Source organism: Desulfosarcina variabilis str. Montpellier (genome assembly GCF_048565275.1).
Classification (GTDB): domain Bacteria; phylum Desulfobacterota; class Desulfobacteria; order Desulfobacterales; family Desulfosarcinaceae; genus Desulfosarcina; species Desulfosarcina variabilis.
Genome location: NZ_CP159846.1, coordinates 8,915,176 through 8,930,832, shown reverse-complemented (window position 1 = coordinate 8,930,832; position 15,657 = coordinate 8,915,176). Strand labels below are relative to the sequence as shown.

Annotated in this window: 11 protein-coding genes; 6 read left to right on the top strand and 5 right to left on the bottom strand. The window is 54.4% G+C overall.

All coding sequences use genetic code 11. From position 1 onward, the window contains the following. Window positions 1–28: 28 nt before the first annotated feature. Entirely contained in the window at window positions 29–1,255 is a 1,227-nt protein-coding gene (gene glp / locus Dvar_RS40105; protein WP_419659067.1) for a gephyrin-like molybdotransferase Glp, read from the bottom strand. Between the two features lie 536 nt (window positions 1,256–1,791). On the opposite strand from glp, the gene Dvar_RS40100 reads away from it, so the two are divergent. After that, a complete protein-coding gene (locus Dvar_RS40100; RefSeq protein ID WP_419659066.1) occupies window positions 1,792–2,448 on the top strand; it encodes a queuosine precursor transporter in 657 nt (218 codons plus the stop codon). Window positions 2,449–2,469: 21 nt separating this feature from the next. Here the strand turns inward: Dvar_RS40100 and Dvar_RS40095 are convergent, their stop codons facing one another. The 3 genes from Dvar_RS40095 to Dvar_RS40085 are packed head-to-tail and all read right to left on the bottom strand — an operon-like array spanning window position 2,470 to window position 6,542. Further along, window positions 2,470–3,285, bottom strand: coding sequence for an SDR family NAD(P)-dependent oxidoreductase (locus Dvar_RS40095; RefSeq protein ID WP_419659065.1), 816 nt, complete (start codon window positions 3,283–3,285; stop codon window positions 2,470–2,472). A 32-nt stretch (window positions 3,286–3,317) separates the two neighbouring features. Then, a complete protein-coding gene (locus Dvar_RS40090; protein WP_419659064.1) occupies window positions 3,318–4,937 on the bottom strand; it encodes an acyl CoA:acetate/3-ketoacid CoA transferase in 1,620 nt (539 codons plus the stop codon). 33 nt (window positions 4,938–4,970) lie between these two features. Continuing rightward, window positions 4,971–6,542, bottom strand: coding sequence for a 4-hydroxyphenylacetate 3-hydroxylase family protein (locus Dvar_RS40085; RefSeq protein ID WP_419659063.1), 1,572 nt, complete (start codon window positions 6,540–6,542; stop codon window positions 4,971–4,973). Window positions 6,543–6,849: 307 nt separating this feature from the next. Between Dvar_RS40085 and Dvar_RS40080 the strand changes: the two genes are divergently transcribed. After that, a complete protein-coding gene (locus Dvar_RS40080; RefSeq protein ID WP_419659062.1) occupies window positions 6,850–7,452 on the top strand; it encodes a DUF3786 domain-containing protein in 603 nt (200 codons plus the stop codon). Window positions 7,453–7,531: 79 nt separating this feature from the next. Here Dvar_RS40080 and Dvar_RS40075 read toward each other — a convergent pair whose 3' ends face one another. Continuing rightward, window positions 7,532–7,780, bottom strand: coding sequence for a hypothetical protein (locus Dvar_RS40075; RefSeq protein ID WP_419659061.1), 249 nt, complete (start codon window positions 7,778–7,780; stop codon window positions 7,532–7,534). Between the two features lie 431 nt (window positions 7,781–8,211). Here Dvar_RS40075 and Dvar_RS40070 point away from each other — a divergent pair, with 431 nt between their 5' ends. From Dvar_RS40070 to Dvar_RS40055, 4 genes are all read left to right on the top strand, one after another. Next, window positions 8,212–9,369: an efflux RND transporter periplasmic adaptor subunit gene (locus Dvar_RS40070; RefSeq protein ID WP_419659060.1), complete on the top strand. Its 1,158-nt coding sequence runs from the start codon at window positions 8,212–8,214 to the stop codon at window positions 9,367–9,369. Between the two features lie 6 nt (window positions 9,370–9,375). Continuing rightward, entirely contained in the window at window positions 9,376–12,525 is a 3,150-nt protein-coding gene (locus Dvar_RS40065; protein WP_419659059.1) for an efflux RND transporter permease subunit, read from the top strand. Continuing rightward, complete coding sequence (locus Dvar_RS40060; protein ID WP_419659058.1) at window positions 12,522–14,090, top strand: efflux transporter outer membrane subunit; 1,569 nt, start codon at window positions 12,522–12,524, stop codon at window positions 14,088–14,090. The genes Dvar_RS40065 and Dvar_RS40060 overlap by 4 nt, the downstream gene beginning before the upstream one ends. A 504-nt stretch (window positions 14,091–14,594) precedes the next feature. Then, on the top strand, window positions 14,595–15,617 hold the full coding sequence (locus tag Dvar_RS40055; RefSeq protein ID WP_419659057.1) for a molybdopterin-binding protein: 1,023 nt from the start codon (window positions 14,595–14,597) through the stop codon (window positions 15,615–15,617). The last annotated feature ends 40 nt before the right edge of the window (window positions 15,618–15,657 follow it).

The following is a 15,657-nucleotide window of genomic DNA, read 5'->3' as shown; positions in this document are numbered from 1 at the left end:
CTTAAAACTTAACACTTAAAACTATGTCTTATAGCGGTACTACTTCAACCACCGTTCCTTCATCCAGCCCTTCGGTATTCATACCGATTGCGATCAGCCCATCCGCCTTGACCATGGTGTGGATCAGACCGGATTTGCCCAGGACCGGTTCGGCCATCACCACGCCATCCTGGTCGAATAGGCGCACCCGCACATAATCCACCCGCCCCTGGGCAGAGGCGATATTTCGATTCAGCACGGCCTGTACGCCGAATTGTCGGGTCGCGTTTGGCAGACCACACAAACGATCCAGGAAGGGGCGTACCACCACGGCAAAAACCACCATGGCCGAAACCGCATGGCCGGGCAGCCCCCAGAACGGCTTTTGCCCGGAGCGGGCCAGAATTGTGGGCTTGCCGGGACTGATAGAGATCCCGTGAACCAGGATATCGGTGTGGGGAAGGGCCTCCAACACCTCAACGGTAAAGTCCCGTGCACCTACGGAGCTGCCGCCGGAAATCATCACCATGTCGGTGGTATGAAGGGCGCTACGGCATTTTTCCATCAGATCGTCACGGCTGTCCTTGACAATTCCGAAAACCACGGGTACCCCGCCGGCGGCCAGGACCTGGCCGGAAAGGGTGTGGGTGTTGATATCGCGGATCTGGCCATCGCCGGGCGTCTGGTCCACGGGGACGACCTCGTCACCGGTGGAGATAATGCCGACCATGGGACGTTTGTACACGCTGATTTCCGTTCGTCCGCAAGCGGCGATAAGGCCCGCTTCCTGAGGACGGATGCGCGTTTTTTGGGAGAGGGCAGGGGCCTGGCATTGAATATCTTCGCCCTTTTCAATGATGTACTGGCCGGGTGCCACGCTGCGGTAAGCCTCGAGCGTGGTGTCATCCAAAAGATCGGTATGTTCGATCATGATCACGCTGTCCGCCCCTTCGGGCAACATCCCACCTGTGGAAATACGAGCGGCTTCACCCGGGCCGATGGTGAAATCCGGCTTCACCCCCATGGGAATCTGCCCTTTGACGGTCAGATAGGCGGGGTTGGCCTCGGATGCTCCAAAGGTGGATGAGGCCCTGACCGCAAACCCATCCATGGTGGAGCGGTTGAAATCAGGGATATCCACATCCGCGTAGATATCCTCGGCCAGAATTCGTCCCATACATTCCGCCAGGGATACGGTTTCCACTTCTACTGCAGCAAAAGACGGCGCATGGCCCAGTACCGCCTCAATGGTTTCAACGTTGAAAAACTCTTTCATAACATCTCGGTCTCTTGTTGCTGTGGGTGCGTTGAACAATACCATACATCACACTTCCTAAATTTACTGGGTCATTGTAACCCAATTGATACTATCGGCTCCTAAGAATGACGAACGCTTACATACTTAATTGTTACTATATCATTATAGGCATAATGAAAATAGAAACAATGCAAAGCTGTATAAATCATCCGTAAAAACCCGTCGCCTTGGTGTACATGAAATACCAAATCCATTATTGTGAATCCTGTGCCCGTTGCCGGGACCCGAAGCTTTACTGCAAACACCGTACCGCTTGTCCGATCTGGTTTATCGCCAAGGACCATGAAAATGGATGGGAATAGGGGCATTGGTTTCTGATCACCGATCACCGATCACGGATCACGGATCACCGATCACGGATCTATCTTTTGGGCTTGATGATAGCAGTTGGATTAGATATGAGGGTAAAGGGTTTGGCTGGCAAACCCTTTGTTTTTTCGGCAATCGGTCAATTTGTAATTTAGGTTGGAATTTAACGTTAGATAGGGTTGTACATGAGTAGCATTTCAGCGGGAGACCGCGCATACATCTTGTTGCTTAGTATTTTCATCGGCTGCATTACCATTGCTTCTGTTTTGGCCAACAAAATCATTACCGTGTTCGGTCTGTTCGTTCCCGCCGGGGTTCTGGCCTATTCGATCACCTTTATCTGCACCGATGTGATCAGTGAAATCTGGGGGCGCGAGCGGGCCAACACCACAATATTGGGCGGATTTGTTGCTCTTGTGGCTGTTCTGTTTTTGGTCCAGTTAAGTCTGGCCTGGCCCAAGGCCCCGTTCTGGGACAACGATACCGCCTTTCAATCGGTTTTGGGTGCCACCAGCCGGATCATTGTTGCCTCTTTCATTGCCTACCTGGTCAGTCAATATCACGATGTGTGGGCATTTCATTTCTGGAAGCGGATCACCAATCAGCGGCACCTGTGGCTGCGCAACAATCTTTCCACGGCGGTTTCCCAGTTTTTGGATTCTTTTATCTTTATCACCATCGCTTTTTACGGGGTGATGCCCATCGGCTCATTAATCGTCGGCCAATGGATTGTCAAGATGGCCATCGCCGCCCTGGATACACCCGTGGTATATGCCATCGTTTATCTGGTTCGCAGGAAATGCGGCGTCTACACTGAAAATGTTTCAAGGGCGACGGTTTAGGGTGCAGGTAAAAAATAATTCCTAATCGACTCTAACGCGGCCTATGGCGCCACCGGTGACCTCAAGTGTCGTGCCGGAAATAAAGCTGGATTCATCCGAAAGCAGGAATTCGACGGCGCTGGAAACATCCTCTGGTGTTCCAAAGCGTTTAATGGCGTTGCGACTGAGGAATGTGTCTTCGCCGGCCTGCTTGTAAAGTTCCTTCAGGCGTCCGGTGGCCATGTAGCCCGGCGCAACGCAGTTGGCGGTAATATTGTACGGCCCCAGTTCCTGGGCCAGGTAATGGGTGTAATGAATAATGGCTGCTTTGGCCACAGCATAATGAGCATAGGCGCCATCACTGCCGGCGGTTAATCCGCCGATGGATCCCATGGTAACGATCTTGCCGGCCTTTTTTTTCTTCATCATCGGCGCAACCGCATTGCAGGTATAAACCGTACCGTGGAGATTGCGGTCGATGACGGCGTGATAATGCTCCCAGTTCATCTCGGTCGCCTTGTTGCCGTCGGGCGCTCCCATGCCGCCACCGGCGTTACAAAAAACACCGGTGATGTCGCCGAGTTCCTGGGCGATCTGATCGACGGCAGCGAACACCTGCTCACGGTTGCCAATGTCGGCCGTGGCGTCTGCTGCGCGAACGCCGAGATTGCGAATCTCTTCGATGACGTTTTCGGCGGTCATCAACGCGGCTTCCCCATCAAAATCCTTAAAGGACTCGAAGTTGATATCGATCACACCGATGTCCGCTCCCAATTTTGCCAAATGCAACGCACAATCGCGTCCAAGCCCCCTTGCCGCACCGGTAATCAGAAAAATCTGCCCTGAGAATTTGCCCATGATTGTCGTCTCTCCAGGATGGAATAATGATTTTAGTTGAGTATCTGCTTTTGGGCCTCTTTATATTTGGCATTGGCATCAATATAGTCGCGCAGTCCCATGAGCGCGGTGCCGAAAATCTTCGGGTTCATGAGCTTAAGATCTTTGCTGATGGCCGGCTTGAACTCCATGTGCGCCAAAATATCTCTTTCCAGATCGATGCCCGGCGCGATTTCAACCAGTTCAAGACCGGCCGGCGTGAGTTTGAACACGCATCGCTCGGTGACATAGCTGACATCCTGGTGGGTCTCGTTGGCATAGTCGCCCGAGAAGGTCACCTGCATGATGTCGTTCCTAAACTTGACGATCTTGCCTTCCTGCACGATCACGAGTTTGCCGTCTTTTACATTGACTTTCAGGCCTCCGGCCGTGAAGGTTGCGCAGAAAACGACTTTTCTGGTGGGTTGCGTGATATCGATGAAGCCGCCGCAACCCATTATATTTCCGGGGAATTTGGAGACATTGACGTCACCTTTGGGGCTGACTTCCGCACATCCCAAGAAACAGATGTCCAGGCCGCCGCCATCATACAAATCGAACTGACGATCCTCGGCAACCATGGCCCAGGCGTTGGCCGTGGTACCGAAGTCACCTTTCGGCATGGGAATGCCGCCGATGGTGCCGGTTTCCACGGTCAGCACGATCATGTCGTCTGCATTTTCTTCACCGGCAACCGAAGCAACGGCGTCAGGAATGCCGATCCCCAGATTGACGACATCATTGGGGCTGAGTTCCATGGCCGCGCGACGGCCGATCATCTTGCGTTCATCCAGCGGCATTTCCTTGTCGTGCCCGTTGGTCACCATTTTTTTGTCGCCGGAAAGGACCGGAGAATACAGCGTGTTGAGAGACTGCCGGTGGAATTCTTCCGGATTGGAGCAAACAACGACCTTGTCCACGAAAATACCGGGAATATGAACCGACTGCGCATTCAGTGTGCCGCCTTTGACAACTCTCTTGACCTGAACGATAACCGTACCGCCATTTTGGTATGTCGCCATGGCTGCCACGCGGGACAGCGAGTAGATGGCTTCTTCTTCCATGGTGATGTTGCCGTATTCGTCAGCGGTTGTTCCCCGTAAAAAGGCGACATTGGGTTTGGGGGCGGTGTAATAAAGGAATTCTTCACCTTCCAGTTCAACGACCTTGACAAAATCTTCAGAGCAGGAGCGGTTGGTCTTGCCGCCTTCCAGGCGTGGGTCGACAAAGGTCTTCAGGCCAATTTTGCTGAGCATGCCTTTATGGCCGAGCGCAAAACTGCGCAGCAGCTGGTTGATCGCCCCCATGGGGAAATTATAGGCTTCGATCTTTTCGTCATAAATCATCTGTTTGACAAAATCGGCGTTTCCGTAAAACCCATTGATGCTTCTTTTCAGCAATCCTTCTTTGCCGAGGCAGTTCATACCAATAAAGGCACCATTTAGGAACGTGCTGGAGCAAGCACCGTGCAGCAAGGTCAGATTATTCGGTGCACAGGTTTTATCAAAGCGCTTCATCAGCTCATAAAACAACTCTTCAGCAGACATGGAACGAATGAATCCGGTGTAGACAATGCAATCTTCATCTTTGACCAGAGCCACTGCTTCTTTTGCAGTGCAAACTTTGTTGATCATGAAATCGTACTCCCCATAATTTGTTCAATGCCGTTATTTTTTACTTTTTTTGGCCTGTTCAAACTTATCAAGCATCGCCCTGGGGGTGGCGGTGGCGCGCTCGTAGCGTGGCAGTTTGACGCCCTCGAATCCAGCCAGGTACTTGGCGATGTCCTTTAAGGGTTCAAGGTCATAGCGACTCATCATGGTGATGGTTTCCATCAGGGGCGAGCCGCCGCCGTGCATGCCGGCCACCATCTGGGAGCCTTCGAAAGAATCGCAGAGTTTGTTTTCCATCATGCGCATCACCCGGTGGCTTTCTTCGGCCGTGTAGGCGGGGTTACGCGTGATATACTTGTTGCACAGCTCGGCGGTTTCCGGATCGTAGAAGCTTTCTTCCGTGGGCAGCGACGCGCAAATGCCGCCAGTCAGGTCGGCCAGCGTGCCGTACTCTTCGTAGATTTTGTGCCCGGCCAGCCGGCGTCCGGCATTGGTCAGGATTTCATCCGGCACCCAGGAGCCGTTGGGAAATTCCACCGCACGGTAGGCCGACACCTGCCCGGCGGCAAACACCAATTCAGCGGTGCTGATGATTTCGCATATTTTTTCACGAACATGGGCCGCTTTTTCAATATCGTTGACATCGGCGACCAGGGCGGCCTGGGCAGCGAAGACTTCCGAGACGGCGGTTTTACAACCGGTGTAGGAATGCCGGTGATAGTGGGCGAACATGAGGGCCAGGTAGCCGGCATAGGGCAAAACGTCCGGGTTATCATAGCCGTTGAGGAATATTCTGTCCTCAGGCACGAACACATCATCGAAGATGGTCATGGACTCGACATCGCCGACGTGACCGATGGGTGCATCGAGATGTTTGCGCTTATGATGTTTCGAGGGCAGGGCCATGAGTTTGACACCGTCCCAGTCGCCGGGCAGGGCAAAGGCGATGGCGTAGCTTTCGTCGCCTTCGGCCATGAACTTGGTCGGCAGGGCGATGATCTCATCAGCATAGGGTGCAATGGAATTGCAGACCTTGGCTCCGCGCACGATTACACCCTTGCACGGCTTGCCGTCGACGCCGATGCCATCGACGTCCCGCTTGATGATGTGCAGAAACTGATCCGGATCGGGCTGCATGTGGGCGCGCTTGTATTTGGGATTGCGGCTGCCCTTGACATCGGTCTGGGCGCAGTTGGCCACCAGGTCGTATTCCTGGGAGTAACGGATGTACTTTTCGAGTCTCTCCGCGTAGTTCGTGCCGTTGGCCTGGTCACAGTCATAGGTTACGACGGCCAGTGCGTTGAGTGCGTCGGTGCCCATGCAGCGCTGAATGCATCCGCCCACCCGGTGGCACAGGAGCCGGGTCATCAGCTGTTTCTTGAGCAGGTCGTCCTGGGTACGATGAATGTGGGTGAAACGGTTGATCTTTTCTCCGGTGAGATGGGATGTGGCTGTGCAGACATCTTCGTATTCGGGATCATGGGCCCAGTCGAAGGTTTGTTTGATCACATACAGGCCGCCGCTAAGATAATCACCGGTCCGTTTGTGTTTTTCCCCGAACATGTAGACATTCGGTTTCATCTTTTCCAGTCTTTCAACATACGCTTCATAGGTTCCTATACCCATTTTATGACCTCCTGATCGATAGCAATTCATTAAATACGGTGGGGTTGAATTGTATGGGGATAATTATTTCGAACGATCGTTTTATTTTTTATCTAAAATATTCTTTCACAGCCTGCCTGTCAAGTTTTTTCTGGTGGGTTCTTGCAGACTTTGTGGCGCTGATGGCCTGCCTATCCCGGATTTTAAAGGTGGTGTTGATGCGGGCCAACGTTGCTGCTAATAATGACAGATTCGTAAAATAACAATAGCAACCGGATTCTTTTCGCGTTCATTGGTATTCAACCAATAAAGAAGGAAGGCAGATGAAATGACAGACAACTACCAAATCATTGTCAACGACAACCTCAAGCGGCTTTACGATGATTTACCGGAAGATCTGGAAGGGCGCTTGCCAGCCAGCAAACAGGGCCTTGCCTTTACTTTCACGGCTTTTGGCCGGCAATGTGTGATCGCCCCGGATGGGATTACGCTGGATGGGCAGCCGGCAGCCAGCATCATCGGCATTTTGCTTTCGCTTTACGCGCTCAATGCCAGCACGGACGCACCGGTATTGGAACCGCTCAAGGCATTCAAGGAATTTCCCAATTCCGCCCCGTATGTGGGGGCCTTTGCCTCGCACACGGAGCAGATTCTGGTGCCGGCGGTGCATAAGATCAAAACCAAGATTGATCGGATTGGCGAGCAACTCGGTGGCCAACAGCCGCCGGCCTCGGTGGGTGGGGATTTTGCCATTGTGGTGCAACCCCTGCCCAAGATTCACTTGTGCTACATTTTTTACGAAGCGGATGAGGATTTCCCGCCGTCGGTGACCTGCCTCTACGCCAACAACGCCAATCGATTCATGCCCATGGACGGTCTGGCCGATGTGGGTGAATATACTTCCAAGGCGATCCTTGACCTGGTCGATTAAACCGTTACATGCAAAGACGTAACGTTACTTAACGTTTCGTTTGGCGGTTATCGGCCTGAGTCAACCGAATGGCCGACGATCACTCTTCATCAGTTCCGGCCATTTCCAGCTCCCGGCAATCGGGATCACTGAAACAGGGTGCTGCTTCCAGGGTCAGCGTGTGAAACCCCTCGGCCAGACGCTCGGCAATGAACTTCTTCCCGCAGGCGCCGCAGTAGGCATACACCGGCCGGTAAGTCGCGGGAAGCTCGACAGATGTGTGTTGGCTGCAGTAAGGGCATGGGGTTGTTTCATTGGACGGAGACAAATGGGTGATGGAATGGATCATGGTGTCCCTCCGTTCTAGTGTGGGTAGGTTGCCTTTCCGTATGGGACCAACTGATCAATGTAACAATTCATGAAGTATGCCAATTGTCTAAACGCCTGTTTTTAACAGTTTATCCATTACTTCCGGCGAAAGCCATCAATTCAAATGCGGTTACTCTATCATCTTCAATTTTGGTTGTTTCCTGGCAACTGAAAAAATGATATAAAATCATCCAATCCCCCAATATTGCCTGCTAACCTATGTTGATGCGCGTCTAAACAAAACGCTGTGTAAAAAGAGTCTGAATGGGGCTTAAAAGGCCCCATAAATGAAGTGTTTTCGTTGACCGTCGCAGTGATGAGGGATGTTGTTAAGCACCATGATTGAGCGTTCTGCGAATTGAACCGTTTTCTGGACGGACACTAACCACCAACCTTGCAAAAGAAGGCACCATGAGACTAAAAACCGTCTGTTTGTTTGCCTGCTTGGCGTTGTTTTTTCTGGCCTGTGGAGAGAAAGACAAGGCCCAGGCGCCCGTTGCTCCACCACCGCCGAATGTATCTGTGGTTGAAACCAAGGCCCAGGACGTTCCCATCTACATGGAGTTTGTGGGGCAGACCTATGGCCTAAAAGACATTGCCATCCGGGCCCGTGTGGAAGGCTTTCTCGAGGGAATCCATTTTCAGGAGGGTGGGCCGGTAAAAAAAGGGGATCTCCTCTACACCCTGGAAAGTCAGCCTTTTGAAGAGAAGGTCGCCGCCCGTAAGAGCAACGTTGCCGAGGCAGAGACCATGCTGGCCAAGGCCAAAGGAGATCTGGACCGTATCCGGCCCCTGGCCAAAATCAATGCGGTCAGCCAGAGTGACCTGGACGAGGCCGTGGCCGCGTTCGAGGCCGGCCAGTCCTCACTGGATGCGGCAAATGCAACCCTGCGGGCCGCCGAGATCGAGCTGGGTTACACCAAGATCTATTCCCCCATTGACGGTATCATCGGCAGGACCCAGGCCAAAGTCGGCGATTTCGTGGGCCGCGATCCCAATCCGGTGATTTTAAATACGGTCTCCCAGGTGGATACAATCCTGGTGACCTTCTTCATCACCGAGAGCCAGTACCTGGAGGTGGCCCGCTATCTCAGCCAGGCCGGTTCAAGAAAAGTCCAGGATGAAGGGCTGCCACTGGAACTGATTCTGATCGACGGGTCGATCTACAAGCATCCCGGGAAGATCGATTTCATCAACCGCGAAGTGGACACCACCACCGGCGCCATGCTGGTGCAATCCTCCTTTCCCAATCCCGAAGAACTGCTGCGACCCGGCCAGTTCGCCAAAGTGCGGGTCAAGGGCCAGGTGGTAAAAGATGGCATCCTGATTCCCCAGCGCTGTGTGATGGAACTTCAGGGGTTGTTCAATGTGTTTGTGGTGGACGGCAGTGATGTGGCCCATACCCGGGAAGTGACCATGGGGCCGAAGATCGATTCCTTCTGGTTGATCACCGACGGACTTAAATCCGGTGAGCGGGTGGTTTATGAAGGCCTGCAGAAAGTCAAGGACGGCGCCACGGTCACGCCGGCAATCGTGGATATAAAATCAACCGACCAGGGAAAAAAGTGATCTGCTATGGGTGATTTTTTTGTCAGACGGCCCATTGTGGCCATGGTGATTGCCATATTCATGGTCATTGTAGGCATCGTGTTCATGAGCGGCCTGCCCATGGAGCAATATCCGGATATCACGCCGCCTATCGTCGAGGTGCGGGCCAATTATACCGGGGCCAATGCCGTCAGTGTCGAGCAGTCCGTGGCTACACCACTGGAGCAGCAGATCAACGGCGTGGACAACATGATCTACATGAAATCCACCAACGCCAACGACGGCACCATGACCATCCAGGTTTCCTTTGACATCGGTACGGACCCGGACATGAATACCGTGTTCACCCAGAACCGGGTCGCTGCGGCCACGGCCAAACTGCCCGAAGAGGTCAAACGCCTGGGCGTGACCACGGAAAAATCCCTGCCCAACATCCTCATGCTGATCGCCCTGACCGCCGATGATCCCCGTTTCGACCAGAATTTTCTGGGTAACTTTGCGCTGATCAACATCAAAGATATCCTGGCGCGCATCAAGGGCATCGGCCGGGTGAACGTCATTGGGGCCAGTGATTACTCCATGCGCATCTGGATCAAGCCCGACCGCCTGGCCCATCTGGACATCAGCATTCCCGAAATCGTGGATGCTATCCGGGCCCAGAGCGTGGTGGTGCCCGGCGGTAAGTTCGGTGCCGAGCCGGCTCCGCCGGGAACCGAATTTACCTACACGGTACGCTTGCCCGAGCGGCTGCAAAGCGAAAAGGCGTTTGGCGAGATCGTCGTACGCACCAAAGCCGACGGCAGCCAGGTGAAAATCAAGCACATCGCCCGTGTTGAACTGGGGGTGGAAACCTACAATGCTTTTACCCGGCTGGATGGGAAGCCCTGTGCCATGATCGCCGTATACCAGGCGCCGGGATCCAATGCCGTGGCCCTTGCCGAAACCGTCCAGACAACCATGGCCGATCTGTCCAGCTCCTTTCCCAAAGGTATGCGCTACGACGTCAGCCTCGACACCACCCAGGCCATCACGGCGGGTATTCATGAGATTGTCGTCACCCTGATTGTGGCCCTGGCCCTGGTGATCCTGGTGGTTTACATCTTCATTCAGGATTGGCGGGCCGCCCTGATTCCCACCATCGCTATCCCGGTGTCCCTGGTAGGCGCCTTCATCGTCTTTCCCATGATCGGGTTCACCATCAACGTGCTGTCGCTGTTGGGACTGGTGCTGGCCATCGGTATCGTGGTCGATGATGCCATCGTGGTGGTGGAAGCCGTGCAGGTGAACATCGAAAAGGGCATGCCCACCAAGGAAGCCACCCGGGCGGCCATGAAAGAGGTGACCGCGCCGGTCATCGCCACCACGCTGGTACTGGTGGCGGTGTTCATCCCCGTTGCCGTGATGGGCGGGATCACCGGCCGGCTGTACCAGCAGTTTGCCATTACCGTGGCCGTCTCGGTATGTTTTTCGTCCCTCAATGCCCTGACCCTGAGCCCGGCCCTGTGCGGTATCCTGCTGCGCAAACAGCAACCCATCGGCGGTCCATTGGGCGCGTTTTTCAGGCTGTTCAACCGGGTCTTCGACAAGTCCACGGAAGGCTATACCACGCTGGTGCGTTTCATGACCCGACGGATCGCCATCGGTTTAATTTTTATCCTTGTGCTCACAGGCGGATTGGGCGTTTTGGGAAAACTCCTGCCGGGCGGGTTCATGCCCAGCGAGGACATGGGCTACCTGATGGTCAACGTTCAATTGCCCGATGCCGCTTCCCTGCAGCGCTCCGATGCGGTGGTGAAAAAAGTCGAACAGATTATCGGCCGGCACCCGGAGGTCGAATATGTGACTGCGGCCACGGGTTTCAGCCTGATCTCGGGCAGCATGTCCTCCAATGCCGGGTTTGTTTTTGTCTCTCTCAAAGATTGGGGCCTGCGTGAAAAAACCGCGCTGGACCTGGTTGACGTGTTGAACCGCGAATTTTTCATGGGCATTAACGAGGCCCAGGTGTTCGCCTTCGGCCCGCCGGCCATTCCCGGCCTGGGCAACGGCTCCGGGTTTACCATCATGGTTCAGGATCGGGGGGGGAACACTCCCGAATACCTGGCCCAGCAGACCATGGGCTTCATCCAGGCCGCCATGGCCAGACCGGAAATCGGCTCCATCTTTACCACTTTTCGGGCCGGCGTGCCCCAGCGCTACATGGAGATCAACCGCGACAAGGTGCTTAAAGCCGGCGTGAGCCTTAACGACATCTATACCACCGTGGGCGCCTTTTTAGGCGGCTCCTACGTCAACGACTTCAACCGCTTTGGAAGGCTTTACAAGGCCTACATTCAGGCGGAGCCCGAATACCGTATCAGCGAGGAACGCATCAATCTGTTCTTTGTCAAGAACAGGGACGGTCAGGCCGTGCCCTTGAGCACTTTTGTCACCATCAGGTCCATTGCCGGACCGGATTTCACCAACCGGTTCAACCTCTACCGGGCCATTGAACTGACCGGTGGACCGGCCCCGGGATACACCTCGGCCCAGGCCCTCGCCGCCCTCGAGGAGGTGGCCGACGCATCCCTACCCACCGATATGGGATATGCCTGGAGCAACATGTCTTTTCAGGAAAAGCAGGCCTCGGGCACCGGGGCCATCGTTTTCGTATTTTCCCTGCTATTCGTTTTCCTGATCCTGGCCGCCCAGTATGAAAGCTGGTCCCTGCCGCTGAGTATCCTGCTCGGTACACCCTTTGCCGTGTTCGGCGCCTTTCTGTCACTGTACCTGGCCCGAATGTTCAGCCCCAGCTTTGAATTGAACGTGTTCGCCCAGATCGCCCTGGTGATGCTGATCGCCATGGCCGCCAAAAATGCCATTCTTATCGTCGAGTTCGCCAATATTGAATTTAATAAAGGCCTGTCGCTTTTCGATGCCGCGGTAAAAGCGGCCCGGCTGCGTTTCCGGCCGATCCTGATGACCGCGTTTTCATTTATTTTGGGGGTGTTTCCATTGGTGGTGGCCTCGGGTGCCGGTGCCGAGGCCCGCGTGGTGATCGGCATGGCGCTGCTCGGCGGCATGACCCTGGCAACCCTTTTGGGCGTTTTTTTCTATCCCATGCTGTTCGTTTTCATCGGAAAAATCGCCCGCTATGAGAAAAAAAGAGACCTTCAACCCGAGCAGGCAAAAGAGGTATGATGAACCGTCATATAGCATTCAAGACAATGTTTTTGGGCTGCGTTATCGGTCGTCGCGGTATTGATTATACAGCTTCCTCCCTCTGGCCTTGCCAAAAACACTATCTTAAACACTATCTTTTAGGTAGGAAGGGACTCATCCCACTGGCGCTGGCTGCCGTGCTGCTCGCCGGCTGCGCCGTAGGCCCGGACTTCAAGGAGCCGGTGATTGCCACGCCCGAGGCCTTTCGCACGCAGACGATGCCGTCAGGCAGCGCCGAAGACCTGAAGTGGTGGGAACTGTTCGACGATCCCGTGCTTTACACCCTGGTGGTCACGGCCCTTGAAAATAACCGCGACGTTAGAATCGCTATCAGCCGTATCGAGCAGGCCCGGGCGACCGTTGGTTTTACCCGGGCCGACCAGTTCCCAAAATTAAGCGGCCAGGCCGGTGCTTATGCGGGCAACTATAGCGGTGGATCGCGATCCACGGATACCAATTCCAGTATCTATCTGGATGCGCCGCTTAGCTGGGAAATCGATTTCTGGGGCCGCTACCGGCGCGCCACCGAGGCGGCCCGGGCCGATCTGATGGCTTCGGACTATGGCCTGCAGACTATCCAGCTGTCGCTGATTGCCGATGTGGCCGTCAGCTACTATCAGTTGCTTGATTATTACCAGCGACTGGCCGTGTCGCGCTCGACCCTGGACTCGCGGGTGAAAAGCCTGGACATCATCCAGCAGCGTTTTGATCGGGGTATCATTGCCGAAATCGATGTCAATCAGTCCCAGATTCAAAAGGAGGTCGCCGAGGCGGCGATTCCGCTTTACCAGCGCGCCATTGCCCAGACCGAAAACCGGCTCGGCATTTTGCTGGGCCGCCTGCCTGGCGCCATCCAGACGGGCCGGGACCTGACCGCTCAGCGGGTACCACCGGGCATTCCGGTGGGCCTGCCCTCGGATATTCTGGAACGGCGTCCGGATATCGTCCAGGCCAAATATCGGCTCAAGGCCCAGACCGAAAACATCGGCGTGGCCCAGGCTCTGCGCTTTCCCAGTATTTCGTTGACCGGTACCCTGGGCGTGGCCAGCACCGAGATCGGATCCATCACCACCGAAGGTGGGGTCTGGTCCATCGGCGGGCAATTGCTGGCGCCGATCATTGATTTCGGGAAGAACAAACGGCGCGTGCAGATCGAGGAGGAGAAAACCCGTCAGGCCCTTTACCAGTACGAGGCCACGGTGTTGAACGCATTTCGTGAGGTGGAGGACGCCCTGGTGGCCATCGCCACATTGAAAAAGGAACTGGCTTCCACCGATCGCCAGCAAAAAGCCGCCAAAAACGCCAATGCGCTGTCCAAACAGCGCTATGACAAGGGCGTGACCAGCTATCTGGAGGTCCTGGAGACCGAGCGAACCCTGTTTTCCGTGGAATTGCAGCTGTCTGAACTGCAGCAGCAATACCTCGTCGCCCATGTCAGCTTGTACAAGGCCCTGGGCGGGGGGTGGTTGACCCGACAGGCGCATGAGCAAAAAGCCTCGCTACAGCAGCCCATGGACGATTCCACCCCATTGGAGATGAACTGACGCCAGAGGCGCATGTAAAACCATACTTTTCCGTATTACCTGTCCCTGAAACCGATTATGCTGACACCAAACGGGTCTTTATGACTCAAAATGGTCTTTCTCGGCGAGTCAGATTGCCCCGTATTTTTTCCCCTGCCATGATTCATCTTTACTAAATTTAACATTGATAATGGTTCAAACTGAAGGCGAATTGTTGTCTATGGTCGGCAACGGTTATTCATGGTTCTTTTTGTCTCCAATTTTCATTCTCTGGCCTAATGTTTGCTCAAAGTACTCGGCGATCGCTTTATACAACAGCATTGTTTGAAGCGTTATTTTTTGTCCTCAATATGTCAAAGTTGACACAAAAAGGAAGATGCAATAAGAGGCTGTCACCTGTCCTTTTTACATTTTTCCACCTGTGCCATCTGTTCATCTTGAGCGTTTGATCGCTCATATCGACGGTTTGACTGCTGAGGTTACACCTGTCTTTCACAATTTGCATGCAGTGAGGGGAATCGATCCATGAAAGCCATTCCTGTTGCCGAGGCTGTCGGTATGGTGCTGGGCCACGATATAACCCGCATCATTCCCGGAAAAGAAAAAGGTCCGGCCTTTCGAAAAGGCCACATTATTCGCGAGGAGGAAATTCCTGATTTTTTAAGCATGGGCAAGGAGAACATCTTTGTTTTCGACATGACCCCGGGAATGATTCACGAGGACGCTGCCGCTGGTCGCCTGGCCCGGGCCGCAGCAGGGCAGGGCATCCGCCTGAGTGAGCCTGCCGAAGGGCGCGTGAATCTGATCGCCGAGACAAACGGCTTGCTCAAAATCGATGTTGATGCCCTGAAGCAGATCAATTCCATCGGTCAGATCGCATTTTCCACCTTGCATTCCTGTCAATCGGTGCAGGCGGGACAGACTGTTGCCGGCACCCGCGTCGTGCCCCTGACCATCGACGAGAAAGAAATTATCGAGGCCGAAAAGACCTGTGCGGCGGTTTTTCCCCTGATTCAGGTCAAGGCCTTTAAATCCTGTCGCGTGGGTGTGGTGACCACCGGCAGTGAAGTCTATCACGGGCGCATCAAGGATGGGTTCGGCCCGGTGGTCGAGAGAAAATTCAAGACCCTGGGCAGCCGGGTCATCCGCCAGATTCTGGTTTCCGATGACCGGCAGATGACCGTTAACGCCATTCATGAACTGATCGAAGATGGCGCCGAAATGATCATGGTCACCGGTGGCATGTCCGTGGATCCCGATGACCAGACACCAGCCAGTATTCGGGCGGCCGGCGGCCGGGTGATCAACTATGGGGCGCCGATTTTTCCAGGGGCCATGTTTATGCTGGCAACCATCGGTGACATTCCCGTGGCCGGTTTGCCGGGCTGTGTCATGTATTACAAAACCAGTATTTTTGATCTGGTCATACCGCGTCTGTTGGCTGGCGAGCCGGTGACACGTGATGATATCGCCGCCATGGGACACGGCGGGTTATGCGCCGGATGTGACGTCTGCCGCTATCCCCTGTGTGGTTTCGGCAAAGACTGATGATTGGTGGTTTGCTTTTTTCAATTGTTTTTCACTAACA